Origin of the sequence: Geminicoccus flavidas (assembly GCF_009806515.1) — a bacterium.
GTDB classification, from domain to species: domain Bacteria; phylum Pseudomonadota; class Alphaproteobacteria; order Geminicoccales; family Geminicoccaceae; genus Geminicoccus; species Geminicoccus flavidus.
Genome location: NZ_WUJP01000810.1, coordinates 1 through 13,755, shown reverse-complemented (window position 1 = coordinate 13,755; position 13,755 = coordinate 1). Strand labels below are relative to the sequence as shown.

The 13,755-nt window shown below is 67.0% G+C and carries 11 protein-coding genes and 1 pseudogene; 5 read left to right on the top strand and 7 right to left on the bottom strand.

What is annotated here, in order from left to right:
- Both EQG76_RS23275 and EQG76_RS23270 read right to left on the bottom strand, forming a co-directional pair.
- The coding region (locus EQG76_RS23275; RefSeq protein WP_159716742.1) for an ABC transporter substrate-binding protein at positions 1-1,039 on the bottom strand (1,039 nt) is incomplete at its 3' end.
- A gap of 57 nt (positions 1,040-1,096) precedes the next feature.
- Complete coding sequence (locus EQG76_RS23270) at positions 1,097-2,128, bottom strand: zinc-dependent alcohol dehydrogenase (protein WP_159716740.1); 1,032 nt, start codon at positions 2,126-2,128, stop codon at positions 1,097-1,099.
- A 164-nt stretch (positions 2,129-2,292) separates the two neighbouring features.
- On the opposite strand from EQG76_RS23270, the gene EQG76_RS23265 reads away from it, so the two are divergent.
- Entirely contained in the window at positions 2,293-3,006 is a 714-nt protein-coding gene (locus EQG76_RS23265) for a GntR family transcriptional regulator (RefSeq protein ID WP_159716738.1), read from the top strand.
- Between the two features lie 71 nt (positions 3,007-3,077).
- Positions 3,078-4,076 carry a zinc-dependent alcohol dehydrogenase family protein gene (locus EQG76_RS23260; protein ID WP_159716736.1) on the top strand — a complete coding sequence of 333 codons (999 nt, stop codon included), beginning with the start codon at positions 3,078-3,080 and terminating at the stop codon, positions 4,074-4,076.
- Positions 4,077-4,105: 29 nt separating this feature from the next.
- On the opposite strand, the gene EQG76_RS23255 is transcribed toward EQG76_RS23260, so the two are convergent.
- Positions 4,106-5,140, bottom strand: a complete 1,035-nt coding sequence (locus EQG76_RS23255; protein WP_159716734.1) for a metal-dependent hydrolase — start codon at positions 5,138-5,140, stop codon at positions 4,106-4,108.
- Between the two features lie 150 nt (positions 5,141-5,290).
- On the opposite strand from EQG76_RS23255, the gene EQG76_RS23250 reads away from it, so the two are divergent.
- The 3 genes from EQG76_RS23250 to EQG76_RS23240 are packed head-to-tail and all read left to right on the top strand — an operon-like array spanning position 5,291 to position 7,238.
- Complete coding sequence (locus tag EQG76_RS23250) at positions 5,291-6,316, top strand: serine hydrolase domain-containing protein (RefSeq protein WP_159716732.1); 1,026 nt, start codon at positions 5,291-5,293, stop codon at positions 6,314-6,316.
- Positions 6,317-6,328: 12 nt separating this feature from the next.
- Entirely contained in the window at positions 6,329-6,727 is a 399-nt protein-coding gene (locus EQG76_RS33625) for an HNH endonuclease (protein WP_200841053.1), read from the top strand.
- Positions 6,654-7,238, top strand: coding sequence for a lipocalin family protein (locus EQG76_RS23240; protein WP_159716730.1), 585 nt, complete (start codon positions 6,654-6,656; stop codon positions 7,236-7,238). Before EQG76_RS33625 ends, EQG76_RS23240 begins: the two co-directional genes overlap by 74 nt.
- Here EQG76_RS23240 and EQG76_RS23235 read toward each other — a convergent pair.
- The 4 genes and pseudogenes from EQG76_RS23235 to EQG76_RS23220 all read right to left on the bottom strand — a co-directional run.
- On the bottom strand, positions 7,222-9,519 hold the full coding sequence (locus EQG76_RS23235; protein WP_159716728.1) for a molybdopterin-dependent oxidoreductase: 2,298 nt from the start codon (positions 9,517-9,519) through the stop codon (positions 7,222-7,224). The two genes, EQG76_RS23240 and EQG76_RS23235, sit on opposite strands and share 17 nt — an antisense overlap.
- A 1,020-nt stretch (positions 9,520-10,539) precedes the next feature.
- On the bottom strand, positions 10,540-10,995 hold the full coding sequence (locus EQG76_RS23230; protein ID WP_159716726.1) for an acetyltransferase: 456 nt from the start codon (positions 10,993-10,995) through the stop codon (positions 10,540-10,542).
- Between the two features lie 244 nt (positions 10,996-11,239).
- Positions 11,240-12,493 carry a calcium-binding protein gene (locus EQG76_RS32995; RefSeq protein ID WP_159716724.1) on the bottom strand — a complete coding sequence of 418 codons (1,254 nt, stop codon included), beginning with the start codon at positions 12,491-12,493 and terminating at the stop codon, positions 11,240-11,242.
- A 380-nt stretch (positions 12,494-12,873) separates the two neighbouring features.
- Positions 12,874-13,755 (bottom strand): annotated as a pseudogene (locus EQG76_RS23220) (hypothetical protein); the annotation flags it as partial.

Sequence of the window (13,755 nt, the reverse complement as noted above, 5' to 3'; positions counted from 1 at the left end):
CCGCCGCGACGATCGCGTCCGGCTCCAGGGACTCGGCCTTGGCCAGCGCCTCCAGGATGACCTTAGCGCCAGTGTAGTGGAGCAGGCTGTGGCCGGAGCGTGGCTGGCTGCCGTACTTCTGCTCGTAGGCCTGGACGAACTGCTCGATGCCGGGAGCGGCCTTCGGGTTGACCGCATACTGAGTCACGTCGGCGTTGAAGGCGCCGTCGATGATGTCGGCGCCCACTGCCTTGGCCGTATCGACCAGGGAATAGCCGCCGCCACCGCCGATCACCGCCTTGGGCTTGAAGCCCGCCTCATGGGACTGGCGGAAGAACAGCACGCTGTCGTTCTGATAGGACGTCTGCAGGACAACATCGATCTCGTTCTGCTGCAGGCGCAGGATGGTGGAGGACAGGTCGACCGTGCTGGCGGGGTAGGCCAGGGTCTCGACGATGTTCAGGTTCGCCTCAGCCCCGAACTCGTTCTGGAAGCCCGCGACCGTGGTGCCGTAGAGGCTGTCCTCGTGGATGATCGCGATCTTCAGCGTGGACGGATCCACCTCCAGGCGCGGGGCGATCACGTCGGTGATGAGCTCCACGGTCCGCACCGCCATGGCCTTGGCGGTGGGATTGGTGCGGAACAGATACTGGAAGCCGCGGCCGGTGATGTCGTCGGAGACGGCACCCAGCTCGAAATAGGGGATACCGGCCAGCTCCGCGACTTGGCTCGCCACCTGCGAGCGCGACGAGGAATAGGTGCCGAAGATCGCCTTGACCTCTTCCACCGAGATCAGCCGGCGGGCTTCCGCGATCGCCTGGTTGTTGTCGACCGCGTCGCCGCGCAGGAACTGGACCTTCTCGCCGTTGATGCCGCCCTTGGCGTTGAACTCCTCGGCGGCGAGCTCAACGCCGCGCCAGCTCTCGTCGCCGAGCAGGGCCAGCTCGCCGCTGAACGGGAACAATGCGCCGAACTTGACGTCGGCCTGCGCGGTGCCGGCCAAGAGCCCCAGTGCTGCCCCGGCGAGAATGCCCAGGGCGGGTCGGATTCGTAGCGCCATTTCCTGGCTTCCCCAGATCGTTGGTCGATGCGACGGCAGTTCTTGCGGTTGGACGACTCAGGGTTCGAGCATCACCTTGATCGCCCGCTTGCGCCGGGCGAGTTCGAAGCCTTCCAGTGCCGCGGAGAGCGGCAGGTGGTGCGAGATCATCTGCCCGAGCTGGTCGCCGTGGCGGGCCAGATGGTCCAGCACGCGCGGCCAGGCGGCGGCATGGCTGTCATGGGCGGTGCGGAGCTGCTTCTTGTCCCGGACCAGCCGGGTCAGGTCGATCTGCAGCGGTTCGGAGTGGATGCCGGCCACCACCAGGACGCCGCTGGAGCGCAGCACGCTCAGGCCGTCATGGATTGAGCGGATCGCCCCGGTCGCCTCGATCACCCGGTCGACCGGACGGCCGGCGATGCGCATGACCGCGTCGCCCAGCTTCTCCTCCTTCAGGTCGACCAGGTGCTGCAGACCCATCCGGCGGCCGCAGTCCAGGCGCAGCGTGTCGTCATAGCCGGCCAGGATCACCGGATCGGCACCTTGCTGTTGGGCCAGCCAGGCGATGCCCAGGCCGATCGGCCCCGGGCCCAGCACCAGCACGGCGTCGCCGGGCTCGATCACGGCAACGTCGACGGCGTTCTGGCCGACACAGAGTGGCTCCGCCAATGCTGCCAAACGCAGGTCCAGGCCGTCGGGCAGGCGGATGCAGCTATCGGCCGGCACGGTCACCTCCCGGGCATAGCCGCCGTCCCGGTGCAGGCCGATGATCCGGCGCTCCTGGCAGTCCTGCCGCCGGCCGGACCGGCAGGCGCGGCAGGCACCACAGCCGACGGTCGGCCACACGGTGATCGGGTCGCCTTCTGCCAGGCCGGTGACGCCCGGCCCCAGCCTGGCGATCCGCCCGGCGAACTCGTGGCCCAGCGTGAGCGGCAGGTGCGGGACCATGAACTCGTAGCCGGCCGTCCACTCATAGGCGTGGATGTCCGAGCCGCACACACCCACCGCCGCCACCTCGACGATCACCTCGCCCGGGCCGGGTTCGGCCGGTGGCGGCACGTCCTGGAGGTGCAGGCCGAAGGCTGCGTCGGTCTTCTTCAATGCAAGCATCATCGATCCCGGAAGGTCATCGATCGGACCGGCCGCGCCATGGCGACCCGGCGCCGCGGGTGCTGGTCAGGCGGTGCTGGCGGCTGTTCTTGTCATGGGCTGTTGCCTCCCTTAGTTGTCATCTGTAGTTTGTTATAACAAGTAACTGCATGGGAGGCGGTTGGATGTCAAGCCGGCCGCAGGCCGCGGAGGAACCGGGGGAGCCCAGCGGCGCCGGCTTCTCCCGCATCACCAAGGAAAGCCTGAGCGATCGCGCCTATCTGGAGATCCGCACGGCGCTGATGCGCAGCCGGCTGCGGCCGGGTCAGAAGCTGCAGCTCAGGCCGCTTTCTGCGGAACTGGGGCTGAGTGCCACTCCGGTCCGCGAGGCGCTGCTGCGGCTGGTCTCGGAGCAGGCCCTGGAACTGGACGAGCGCGGCACTGCGGTGGTCCCGCGGCTGGATCGCGCCCGGCTCCTGGAGGTGCGCGACCTGCGCGCCGAACTGGAGGGCAAGTCGACCGCGCGCGCCGCGGAGATCGCCGATCCCGCGGAGATCGCCCGGCTGGAGGAAATCCATGCCGGCATCCCGGAGGCCCTGGCCGAGGAGCGCTTTCAGCGCGCAGTCGAGCTGAACGAGCGGTTCCACCTGGAGCTGTGCGCCATGGCCCGCCTGCCGATCCTCTATCAGTTCGTGACCTCGCTCTGGCTGCGCTGCGGGCCGATCCTCTCGCATCTCTACGATGACGGAGTGATGGAGTGGGACGTTCACCCGCATGTGCGGATCATCGAGGCGCTGCACCGGCGCGATCCCGAGGCGGCGCGTACGGCGATGCGCCAGGACATCATCCAGGGTGGCAGCGGGCTGCTGCGCTATGTGGACGAAGCGGCGCCATCTTGACGGAGACTAAGGCTTGCCGCCAAGGGCGGTGGTGAAACGATACAACGAAGCGGGAAAGGGAGGCGGCAGGCATGGAAGCGCTGCTGTTCAGGCAGATCGGCGACGCGCGGGTCACGGAGGTCCCCGACCCGCAGCCCGGGCCGGGTAGCGTGCTCGTCCGGGTCGCCAATACCGGCGTGTGTCATACCGATATCGACATCTTGCACGGCCGCTACCTGTGCGCCTTCCCGGTGATCCCCGGCCACGAGATCGCCGGCACGGTGGTGGCGGTGGGCGAGGGGGTGCAGGGAGTCCAGACAGGTGCCCGGGTCGCGGTCGATCCGCTCCTGCCGTGCGGCACCTGCCGCTCCTGCCGGACCGGGCGGCCCAGCCTGTGCGCCGACCTGCAGGGCTATGGCGCCACCCGCGATGGCGGCTTCGCCCCGCTGATGGCGGTCGCGGCCCAGAACGTCCACCCGATCGGCGACCTGCCCTTCCATGTCGCAGCGCTGGCCGAGCCGTTCGCCTGCGTGATGCACGGCATCGACCGGGCGAAGGTCGAGCCCGGCATGCGCGCGCTGGTGTTCGGCGCCGGGCCGATCGGGTTGATGATGATGCTGGGCCTGCAGGCGCGCGGGGTCGCCGATGTGACCATGGTCGACCTGGAGGCGACTCGGCTGCGCCAGGCCGAAGCACTGGGTGCCGCCGCCACGGCGGACGGGGCCAGCGTCCAGCCGGCCGGGCTCGGTGACGGATTCGACTTGGTGGTCGACTGCACGGGCGTGGCCGAGGTCTGTGCCCGGATGCCGGCATTCGCCCGGGACGGTGCCACCATCCTGTTCTTCGGCGTCTGCCCGCCGGCGGCCCGCGCGGCGTTCAGCCCCTACGAGATCTTCCGCCGCGAGCTGACCCTGATTGGCAGCCACTCGCTCTGCTTCAACCTGCCGGACGCGGTGGCGGTGCTGCAGGGTCTGGGGCAGAAGGCGGAGGCGCTGGTTTCGCATCGCCTGCCGCTGGCCGAAATCGCCCGGCAGCTCGCCCATCCGCTGAAATCGGGCACGATGAAGGTCCAGTACGACGCGGCGGCCTGAGGCGCTCGCGGGCGCTTGGCCGAGGCGGGTTACCAGCCGGTCAGCTCGGCCCAGAACCGGCGGAACGCGGCACGTGAGGAATCGCGGGGGATGGCGAACACCTCGACCGGACCCTGCACCTCCTGGCTCGGGCCGACCCTGGCACGGATCCCCCAGAAGCCGATGTCCGCATTGCCCTGCAGGCCGTAGCGCAGGTCGGTGGCCTCGACGAGCCTGCCGCCATTGCCATCCGGCTCCTCCCGCCAGAGCAGCTTGTCCATGGCGAACCAGCGGAACAGGGCAGCCTGCTCGGTGGCGGCCACGGCCGTGGTGGCGGCCGAGCGCTCCTGCGGGAAGCTCTGCCATGCGATCGGCTTGGGGTTGAGCACCGAGTAGTAGCCGACATGGGCGGCCTCGGGGGTGAGCGCCACTACCCGGCGGTAGTAGGGCTGGAACAGGAGCGGAAAGGCGTCGATCTCGGCGGGGCCGTCGAACTGTTCCGTGGCGATCTGCTCGACCCGATCGTTGATCGCCCAGCCCATGCAGGAATAGACGCCGATGAACAGCAGCGCCGCCCCGGCCACGTCCTGGCCCAGCGCCGGCCGGGCGCGCAGGGAGCCGAACAGCAGGGCCACCACCAGGACCAGCGAGTAGAGCGGGTCGATGATCGGCATGGCATTGATCGCGAACCGGTAGTCGGTGAACGGCCAGAGCAGCTGGGTACCGTAGCTGGTGAACAGGTCGATGAGCGGATGGGTGAGCAGCGCCAGGATCGCCAGCCAGATCCAGGCGCGCAGCGTGTCGCGGTTCGCCACGTCCGGCCGCTCCTGGACCATCGCCCGGTGCAGGCGCCAGAACAGCCAACCGAACAGGGGCCCCAGCAGCGGGCCGAACAGGAGCGAGTGGGTCAGGCTGCGATGGTACTGCCAGTTGGCGAACGGGCCGGCCACCCAGCCCACCACCACGTCCAGGTCCGGCACCATGCCGAGCAGGGCGCCGGCCACCATGGCCTTGCGGCCGAGCCGGCGGCGGAAGCCGGACTGCGCCACCGTGGCGCCGAACAGCATCTGCGTGACTGTGTCCATCCAGGCTCCTTCTGCTTGGCCGGCATCCTGATAGCGAGGCCGGCGGGGCTGCGCCTAGTGGGCAGTCCTACGACCCGCTGCCCTCGTGGTTGATCGTGCCAGTCGCGCCGCCAAGATTGTTGCCGTGGCCTGCCCTTCACGAGGACCCGGATGCTCCTGACACCCCGCCGGACCCTGCTGGCGCTGCTGCCCCCGGCCCTGGCCTTGGCCCGTCCGGGCCGCGCGCTGCCACCGCCGGGTTTGGCCGGCGAGGCAATCCGCCAGCGGGCAGAGGCGATCCCGCGCCTGCATGCGCTGATCGTGGCGCGGGCGGGGGAGGTCGTGCTGGCGGAGCGCCTGCGCGGCCCAGCACTCGACCGGCCAGTCAACGTCAAGTCGGTGTCGAAGGCGGTGATGACCGCGCTGGCCGGGATTGCGATCGGCAAGAGTGTGCTCCAGGGCACTGAGCAGAAGCTGGTGGATGTGCTGGGCAATCTGGTCCCAGCAGAAGCCGACCCGCGGGTAGGGGAGATCACGATCGGCCACCTGCTCTCGATGCAGGCGGGGCTCGCCTCGACCTCGGGCGTCAATTACGGCGCCTGGGTGAACAGCCCGAACTGGGTCCGCCATATCCTGACCCGGCCGTTCGAGACCGAGCCCGGCGGCTGGATGGTCTATTCCACCGGCACCTCGCATCTCTTGTCCGCGGCCCTCACCGTGGCCAGCGGCGAGAGCACGCTGAGCCTGGCGCGCTCTTGGCTGGGCCGGCCGCTGAACATCACCATCCCGGCCTGGGACCGCGACCCGCAGGGAATTTATCTGGGCGGCAACAACATGGCGCTCTCGCCGCGCGCCCTGCTGGCGTTCGGCGAGCTTTACCGCAACGACGGCATGGCCGGCGGCGAGCGGATCCTCCCTGAGGGCTGGGTGGCCCAGTCCTGGCAGGAGCGCACGATCTCCAACTGGACCGGCGATGGCTACGGCTATGGCTGGTTCGGCCGCGAGGTCAGAGGCCATCCCGTTCGATTCGCCTGGGGCTATGGCGGGCAGATGCTGTTCGTGGTGCCGGACCTGGCGTTGACCGTGGTGATGACCTCCGATCCGAGCCCCCGGCCGCGCGGCGACGGCCATCTGGATGCGCTGCACGGGCTGCTGGGCGAGGTGATCCTGCCGGCGGCGGCCGGGATCGGGCAGTGAGGCGAGGGTGGCTTGCCGTGGCATGGCTCGAATCAGGTACGCAACGGGATCGCGCTCAGCGGGACCGTGCACTGGATGTTCGACCGTGGGCTCGTCTCGATCGCACCGGATCATTCCATCCTGGTCGCGGGCAGCGGGGTGCCCGAGGCGGCACTGCGCTGGTTCCGGCCGGACCGGCGGCATCCGCCTGCCCGCCGACCCACGGCAATGGCCGCATCCGGCCTTTCTCGACTGGCACCGACAGCAGGTCTTCAAGGGCTGACCATCCGCCGGTCCTGCTGCTGGAACCTGAGAGCGGCGGGGCCGCTTCGAAGGATGCCAGGTGGGGGAAAGCAGGATGATCAAGGGACGGCACACGGCCGGGCTGCTCGTGGGGCTGGTACTCATCGGATGTGCGCCGCTGCAGCGTGAGGAGGCGGCGCAGAACGCGGTGCCGGAGCCGGCGCGCGAGGTGGAGCTCGAGCGCTACATGGGGCGCTGGTACGAAGTGGCGCGCTACGAGAACGAGTTCGAGACCGACTGCGAAGGAGTGACGGCCGACTACAGCCTCCAGCCCGACGGCAAGGTCCAGGTGGTCAACACCTGCCGCAAGGGTGCGGTGGACGGCGAGGTCGAGACCGCCAAGGGGACGGCCGAGGTGGTGCCCGGTTCCCGTGGTGCGAAGCTCGAGGTGACCTTCTTCTGGCCGTTCGCCGGTAACTACTGGGTGCTGGACCGGGCGCCGGACTATAGCTGGGCGATCGTCGGCGACCCGGAGCGGGAGTATTTCTGGATCCTGAGCCGGGTGCCGGTGCCGGACCAGCACCTCATGGACGAGCTCTTGGCCCGGGCAGAGGAGCTGGGCTACGACCCGGACCGGATCCGGCTGGTCGCCCAGCCCCCGACCGAGATCACGCCGGCCGAGCTTACGCCGCCTGGCTGACCGGCGGCTGGTCCGGGCCGAGCTCCGGCACAGGACCGGTCCAGCGCTCGATCTCGACCAGGCAGCTCTGGGCGCTGGGTGCCTGGCTCAGGCTGGAAGCGCCCTTGTCCAGGCTCAGCACGTTGGCGTTGCCGCGCAGGTCCAGGCCGAACGGGGCCTGCGGATCGTACCAGGCACCGGTGGCGAGCTGGACCACGCCCGGGATAAGGTCGTCCGTGACGATCACCCCGGCCAGGACCTGGCCGCGCTCGTTCCAGATCCGCACGATGTCGCCGTCCTTGAGGTCGCGGGCCGCGGCATCGGCCGGTGCCATCCGCACGGGCTCGCGGCCCTGGATCTTGCTCTTCCGGCTGGCCCCGGCACCGTCCAGCTGGGAATGGAGCCGGCCGGCCGGCTGGGGCGAGAGCAGATGGAGCGGGAAGCGCTCCGCCTTGGAGCTGCCCAGCCATTCGACCGGCGCCAGCCAAGCCGGATGGCCGGGGCAGTCCGGATAGCCGAAGCCGGCGATCTTCTCAGAGAACAGCTCGATCCGCCCGGACGGGGTCTTGAGCGGCCGCCCTTCCGGGTCGGCGCGGAAGTCGGCGAACAGGACGTGGGGTTGGTCCGGCACGGGCAGGCGCACATGGCCCAGCTCCCAGAACCGGTCGAACTCCGGCAGGCTGTTGCTGCGGTCGCGGGCGCGGCCGCGCTCGTAGAGCAGGCGCAGCCAGTCCATCTCGTTCCGGCCCTCGGTGAAGGCGTCGGCCACCCCGGCACGCTCGGCCAGGCCGGTGAAGATCGCGAAGTCGGAGCGGGCCTCGCCCACCGGGTCGATCGCCTGCTGCATCGCGATCAGGAAGTCGTCCTGGCGCGAGCCGCCGATGTCGTTGCGCTCCAGCGTGGTAGTGGCCGGCAGCACGATGTCGGCATGGCGCGCGGTGGCGGTCCAGTAGCTCTCGTTGACCACCACGGTCTCGGGGCAGCGGAAGGCACGCACCAGCCGATTCAGGTCCTGGTGGTGGTGGAACGGGTTGCCGCCGCACCAGTAGACCAGGCGGATGTCCGGATAGGTGCGGGTCTCGCCGTCATACTGGTAGGTGCCGCCCGGGTTCAGCAGCAGGTCGGAGATCCGCGCCAGCGGGATCCAGCTGTCGATCGGGTTGATGCCCTGGGAATGGGTGGGCGGGCCACTTGAGGGGCGCTTTTGGCCATTGCCGCCCATGGCGCTGTAGCCGAACGCGAAGCCGCCGCCCGGCAGGCCGATCTGGCCCAGCATCGCCGCCAGCGCCACGGCCGCCCAATAGGGCTGCTCGCCATGGTCGGCGCGCTGGAGGCCCCAGGCCAGGTTGATCATGGTTCGGGTACCCGCCATGCGGCGGGCGAGGTCCCGGATCGTGTCGGCCGGCACACCGGTGATGGCTGCTGCCCATTCCGGGGTCTTGGCGATGCCGTCGCTCTCCCCGGAGAGATAGGCCAGGAACCGGTCGGCCCCGGCGCAGTAGCGGTCGAGGAAGCCCTGGTCGTGGCGGTTCTCGCTCACCAGGGTCTGGCAGAGCGCCAGGATCAGGGCGGAGTCGGTGTTGGGCCGAAGCGGCAGCCAGTCGGCCTCGGTCCAGGAGGGCAGGTCGGCGCGGTGCGGGCCGATATTGACGAACTCGACACCGGCCTCGCGCATCCGGCGCACCCAGGTCTCGGTGGTGTGGTGGCCGATCCCGCCGGGCTCGACCTGGGCGTTCTTGAGCGGCAGGCCACCGAAGCAGACGAACAGCCTGGTGTTGGCGGCGAGGTCGTCCCAGCTGGACAGGGGCCCGCCCACCGGGGCCAGGCTGCCGACCACATGGGGCAGGATGGTGATGGCCGCGGCGTAGCTGTAGTTCTGGATGCTGACCGTGGAGCCGCCGGTCAGGTTCATGAAGCGCTGGAGCTGGCTCTTGGCGTGGTGGAAGCGGCCGGCCGACGACCAGCCATAGGAGCCGGAATAAACCGAGGCGGGGCCATGCTCGGCACGCACTCGGGCCAGCTCCTCCGCCACCAGGTCCAGCGCCTGGTCCCAGCCGACCGGTACAAACCGCCCGGTGCCGCGGGTCTCCCGCGAGGCGCCGCGCCGCTTCAGCCAGTCCTCGCGCACCATGGGCTGGGGCACACGCGCCGGGCCCTGCACCGCTTCCGGCAGGTTGGACAGGATCGGCGAAGGCGTGGGATCGCCCTCGAACGGCAGGGCATCGACCAGCCGGCCGTCCTCGACCACGGCATAGAAGGCACCCCAATGGGCGCAATGGGTGAAGCGGCCGCTACGGGACAAGGCAGGGGCTCCGGACAGGCTGACCAAAGACGGGCGCGATCATCGCTGGGATCGGCCCGGCCGTCACGTGTGCGTGGGTGGACCCGAGGCGGGAGGCTGGCCTGCCACCTACTAAGGTATTGAAGTTAAGAGGCAATTTGTCCGCCCGGGTTCGTTCGTGCAGATTGGCATGTTCTACCAATGGTGCTCCGCCCGGTCGGCACGGCGATCGGGCAGTATAGCATCGAGTCCTGGAGCAGGATCCAGCCCGTTCCTCTTGGATCGGGTGCTCGGGCTGGCCGGGCCGCATTGGCAGGGTTGCTGCCGTCGGCCGTAGCGCTTGACGCTGCGGTTTCTCGTCGACGCACAGCACAGGGCCCGGTCGGGCGGGCTCAGATACAGGCCGACCACGTCGCGGACCTTGTCCACGAAGGCGGGATCGGCCGAAAGCCTGAATGTTCCGACCTGGTGCGGCCGTAAAGGCCCGCCGGATCTGGCTCACGGTGGTGTGGCTCACCCGTGCCTGTCTGGCGATCGACTGCGTGCTCCAGTGGGTGGCGTTGCTCGGCATCGCTTCCACCGTGAGTGCAACCAGATGCTTCACGGTATCGTCGTCATTCTGTCTTGGTGCCCCCGAACGTGACGCACCGAACAGGCCCTCCAACCGATGTGGGCAAGGCGTCGGCGCCACAGAGCCTCCGGCGGACGGTTGAAGCTAGTTGCCCGGGCCACGCCGACATGGGTGGCCTCCGGCTCGGGACACAAGCACGCTTACCAGCGCCAAGCCCCACTTGTGGCGTAGGACCAGTGTCGCCAGCTCCGCCGTCCGGCCGCCTCAGTTCAAGCGCAAGCGCCTTCAGGCCACGAGCGATGACAGCCTCCTCTACTAAGGGTGCTACCTCGCCCACTTTGTCCAACCGTAAGCCGACGACCAACTCAGACTATTAGATCCTGGCCATGTTCAACAGTGATGCCTGCCGACGCACTACCTACAAGAGAGCAAGTTCCATAGCGTCATTGCAAGAATTGCTTGCTACACCGTTATATGACTTGGTCATCCTGCAGGAGCCTCATGTGTAGTAGTGGATAGGGCCGCCCTTCATCATCGAAATCAGAATGGCCTGTGTCAATGAAGCCCATCCGCCGGTAGAATTCGGTAGCTTGTTCATTCTGTTCATTTACATCGACTGTCAAGACTTTTGATATTCGCTTGGCATGGTCGAACATCATCGTGCCAAGGCCCTTCCCTCTATGCGTTGAATGGATGAACAAGCTGTCGATATGCGAACCGGACATCCCCATGAAGCCCAAGGGACGATCTTGCTCATCAACAACAACCCACAACTGTGTGTTGGCTAGATAGTGTTCTGCCATCAGCACCGCGATGGCCTGAAAGTCAGGTTCGGCCAGAAAATGATGAGTCGCGCGGACTGCGCTCCGCCAGATCTCGAAGAGGGCAGGGCGATCATCCTGCTTGGAAGGGCGTATCTTAACCATGTTCTCGTTCGTAGATGTCTATGAAAGAACGTCCCCAAGAACCAAAAACACCTGATTTCCGCCATCGTGATGACATAGATGGTGCCTGTGCCATCCAAAACGAACGTGGGTTTCTGTGGATGATTAGCCAGGGCTCATTAGCTCCTAAAGTTGGCGCCCATCGGCTGCTCCCCACGTAGCAGATGGGAACAGGCTTTAGGAGCTAACGGCTCCAGAAGGATGCTGCCCGACCGCCGTGCGATCCTCAGACAAAATCACTCGTGCCGAGCGAGGTCACGCCGAAAAGGCTCAGTCTCTGCTCAAGATCAATGGTGGGTGTCCAGTCCGCAGCAATGTTGTTGAAATCGATGACGAGGGAAGAGCGGGTCTCCCCGTCCACCTGGAGGTTCACCACCGAGATACCGGCATCACCCACCGCCACCTTGCCGTCGCGGTTCGTATCCAGGCCACTGAACGTCACGTGAAAGTCTTTCTGGGTTTCGCTGGTGTAGCTTATCTCCGAGGACTTCAGCAGCAATCGGTCTTGTCCTCTTGTGAAATCAGCGATGATGTTGTCGCCGGCGCCGAAATACTCAGTGCCATCAGCTTCTGAATGGATCGTGGTTGTCTGGTAGACGAACAGGTCTTTGCCGCCTTGACCATGGAAGACGTTGTCGCCCGATTCGGTGTTGTGGGCGTAGAGACCCTTCCTGCTTGCCTCGAAGGTATCGTTGCCGTTGCCACCATAGAGGGTATCGTTGCCTGCCCCACCGGTCAGATGGTCATTGCCATCACCACCATAGAGGACGTCTCTTCCGTCGCCCCCATCCATCAGGTCATTGCCGGCATCGCCCCAGAGGCGATCATTGCCGCCCCAGCCGGAAACGTCGTCGTTGCCGATGCCGCCATACAGGTCGTCGTTGACGTCGTTGCCCCAGATGAAGTCGTCGCCGGCATCACCCCAGATCCGGTCACGATAGGGGCTGCCGTCCCCGGTCTGGCCACCACCGAGCAGGGTGTCGTTGCCGTCGCCACCGCTGATCAGATCGGTGCCATGGCCACCATAGATGACGTCACGGCCGGCTTCGCCACGCAGGAGATCATTGCCCAGGCCGCCATGGATCCAGTCGTCACCACTGCCGCCCCAGGCAATGTCGTCACCACTCTCCATGGCAAAGCCAAAGATCTCGCCATCCCGGATCTCCATGCCGATCCCGTCATTGCCGGCGCCGCCATGGAACTCGTCGTTGCCGGCGTCACCGAGCAGCGTGTCGTTGCCGATGTCGCCCCACAGGCGGTCCTGGCCATTCCCGCCTTGGAGATGATCATTGCCGCGCTGGCCATACAGCCGATCGTCTCCGTCCTGGCCCCAGATGCGGTCGTTGCCGTCCTCACCAAAGACGACATCGCTGTTGCCGCCACCAAACAGAGCATCGTTGCCGCCTCTGCCGTACATCGTGTCCTTAGATGCCGTGCCAGTGAGACGATCATCTCTCGATGTTCCGATGAAAGTCGGCATGATCCACCTCGCAATATCAGATGACAATTGACTTGCAGCACCGTGATCAATACTGGTCAATTTATGCTGACGCAGACACAGCGACTGCATGCCATGGCATACGTCGCGCACCGATCATCGGTGATCCAAGTGATATCACTTTCATAGTCCGACTGATTGCGCAACATTAATCTTCTGTCCATGTCAAGGATGCTCTGCGATGTGGCGTTGCGGCACCTTCGCTTTCGTGACTGGCAGAGTGATCGAGATGGCTAGAGAGCAGCCGGCGTTCGCCGCTCCCGACAAGAAGGAGGTTCCGGCGGGCAGGGCGATAAGGGACACCAGAAGTCGCCCGCTTTGTCCAAACTGTGAGCCGACCTCCAACCAGACCACTAACAGCCCTATTCCAGCAGGTCCGCCTTCCCGAGGCTGGTGACGCCGAATAGGGTGACGGTGCCGCTGACGGACCAGCCAAGTTCGAGTTCGCCGGCGTCGATCACCATGGACTGGCGGGTGACGCCGTTCAGAGTGAAGGCGGTGACCGAGACGGCCTCATCGGCGGCGGTGACGGTGCCGCTGCCATCGGAATCGAGTTCTGCGAAGGTGAGGCTGGTATAGGACACGGTGTCGTCGATGCCGTAAGTGACCTGGACGCTGAAATGCAGACGGTCCTCGCCCCGGGTGAAGTCGGTGACGACGTCCTCCAGGAACAAGTCGTGCATCCCGGGGATGTCGTACAGGCCGTCGATGTCGGTCATGTCGAAGGCGAACAGGTCCTTGCCGGCGTTGCCGGTCAGGAGGTCGGCGCCGGCCCCGCCATGGAGCGCGTCATCGCCGGCACCACCCTGGAGGCGGTCGTCATGGTCGTCGCCCCAGAGCTGGTCGTTGCCGGAGCCGCCCTGGAGCTGGTCGGCGCCGAAGCCGGCGATCAGGCGGTCGTTGCCGGCCTCGCCGTCCATCTGGTCGCCGTCGATGCCGCCGACGCCCACGTCGTTGCCCGAGCCCGCAGCCAGGATCATCCGGCCATGGATCCTGGGCTCCAGCTCGTCCGGCATCTCGATCCGGTCGTCGCCGGAGCCGCCCGTGACCCGCTCGACCCCGCCGCCCGGCAGGATCCAGTCGTTGCCGCTGCCGCCGTCGATCCGGTCGTCGCCGAGGCCGCCGTATAGGTCGTCGTTGCCGGCCTCGCCGGACAATGTGTCGTTGCCGAGGTCGCCCCAGATCCGGTCGCGGTCGTTGCCGCCGGTGGCCGTGTCGTGGCCGTCGCCGCCGCTGATCAGGTC

Excerpts from the sequence above, each read along its gene's own strand:
- EQG76_RS23260 (WP_159716736.1), top strand. The coding sequence starts at position 3,078 with ATGGAAGCGCTGCTGTTCAGGCAGATCGGCGACGCGCGGGTCACGGAG.
- EQG76_RS23230 (WP_159716726.1), bottom strand. The coding sequence starts at position 10,995 with ATGGTTAAGATACGCCCTTCCAAGCAGGATGATCGCCCTGCCCTCTTC.
- EQG76_RS23270 (WP_159716740.1), bottom strand. The coding sequence starts at position 2,128 with ATGCTTGCATTGAAGAAGACCGACGCAGCCTTCGGCCTGCACCTCCAG.
- EQG76_RS32995 (WP_159716724.1), bottom strand. The coding sequence starts at position 12,493 with ATGCCGACTTTCATCGGAACATCGAGAGATGATCGTCTCACTGGCACG.
- EQG76_RS23265 (WP_159716738.1), top strand. The coding sequence starts at position 2,293 with ATGTCAAGCCGGCCGCAGGCCGCGGAGGAACCGGGGGAGCCCAGCGGC.
- EQG76_RS23240 (WP_159716730.1), top strand. The coding sequence starts at position 6,654 with ATGATCAAGGGACGGCACACGGCCGGGCTGCTCGTGGGGCTGGTACTC.
- EQG76_RS23250 (WP_159716732.1), top strand. The coding sequence starts at position 5,291 with ATGCTCCTGACACCCCGCCGGACCCTGCTGGCGCTGCTGCCCCCGGCC.
- EQG76_RS23255 (WP_159716734.1), bottom strand. The coding sequence starts at position 5,140 with ATGGACACAGTCACGCAGATGCTGTTCGGCGCCACGGTGGCGCAGTCC.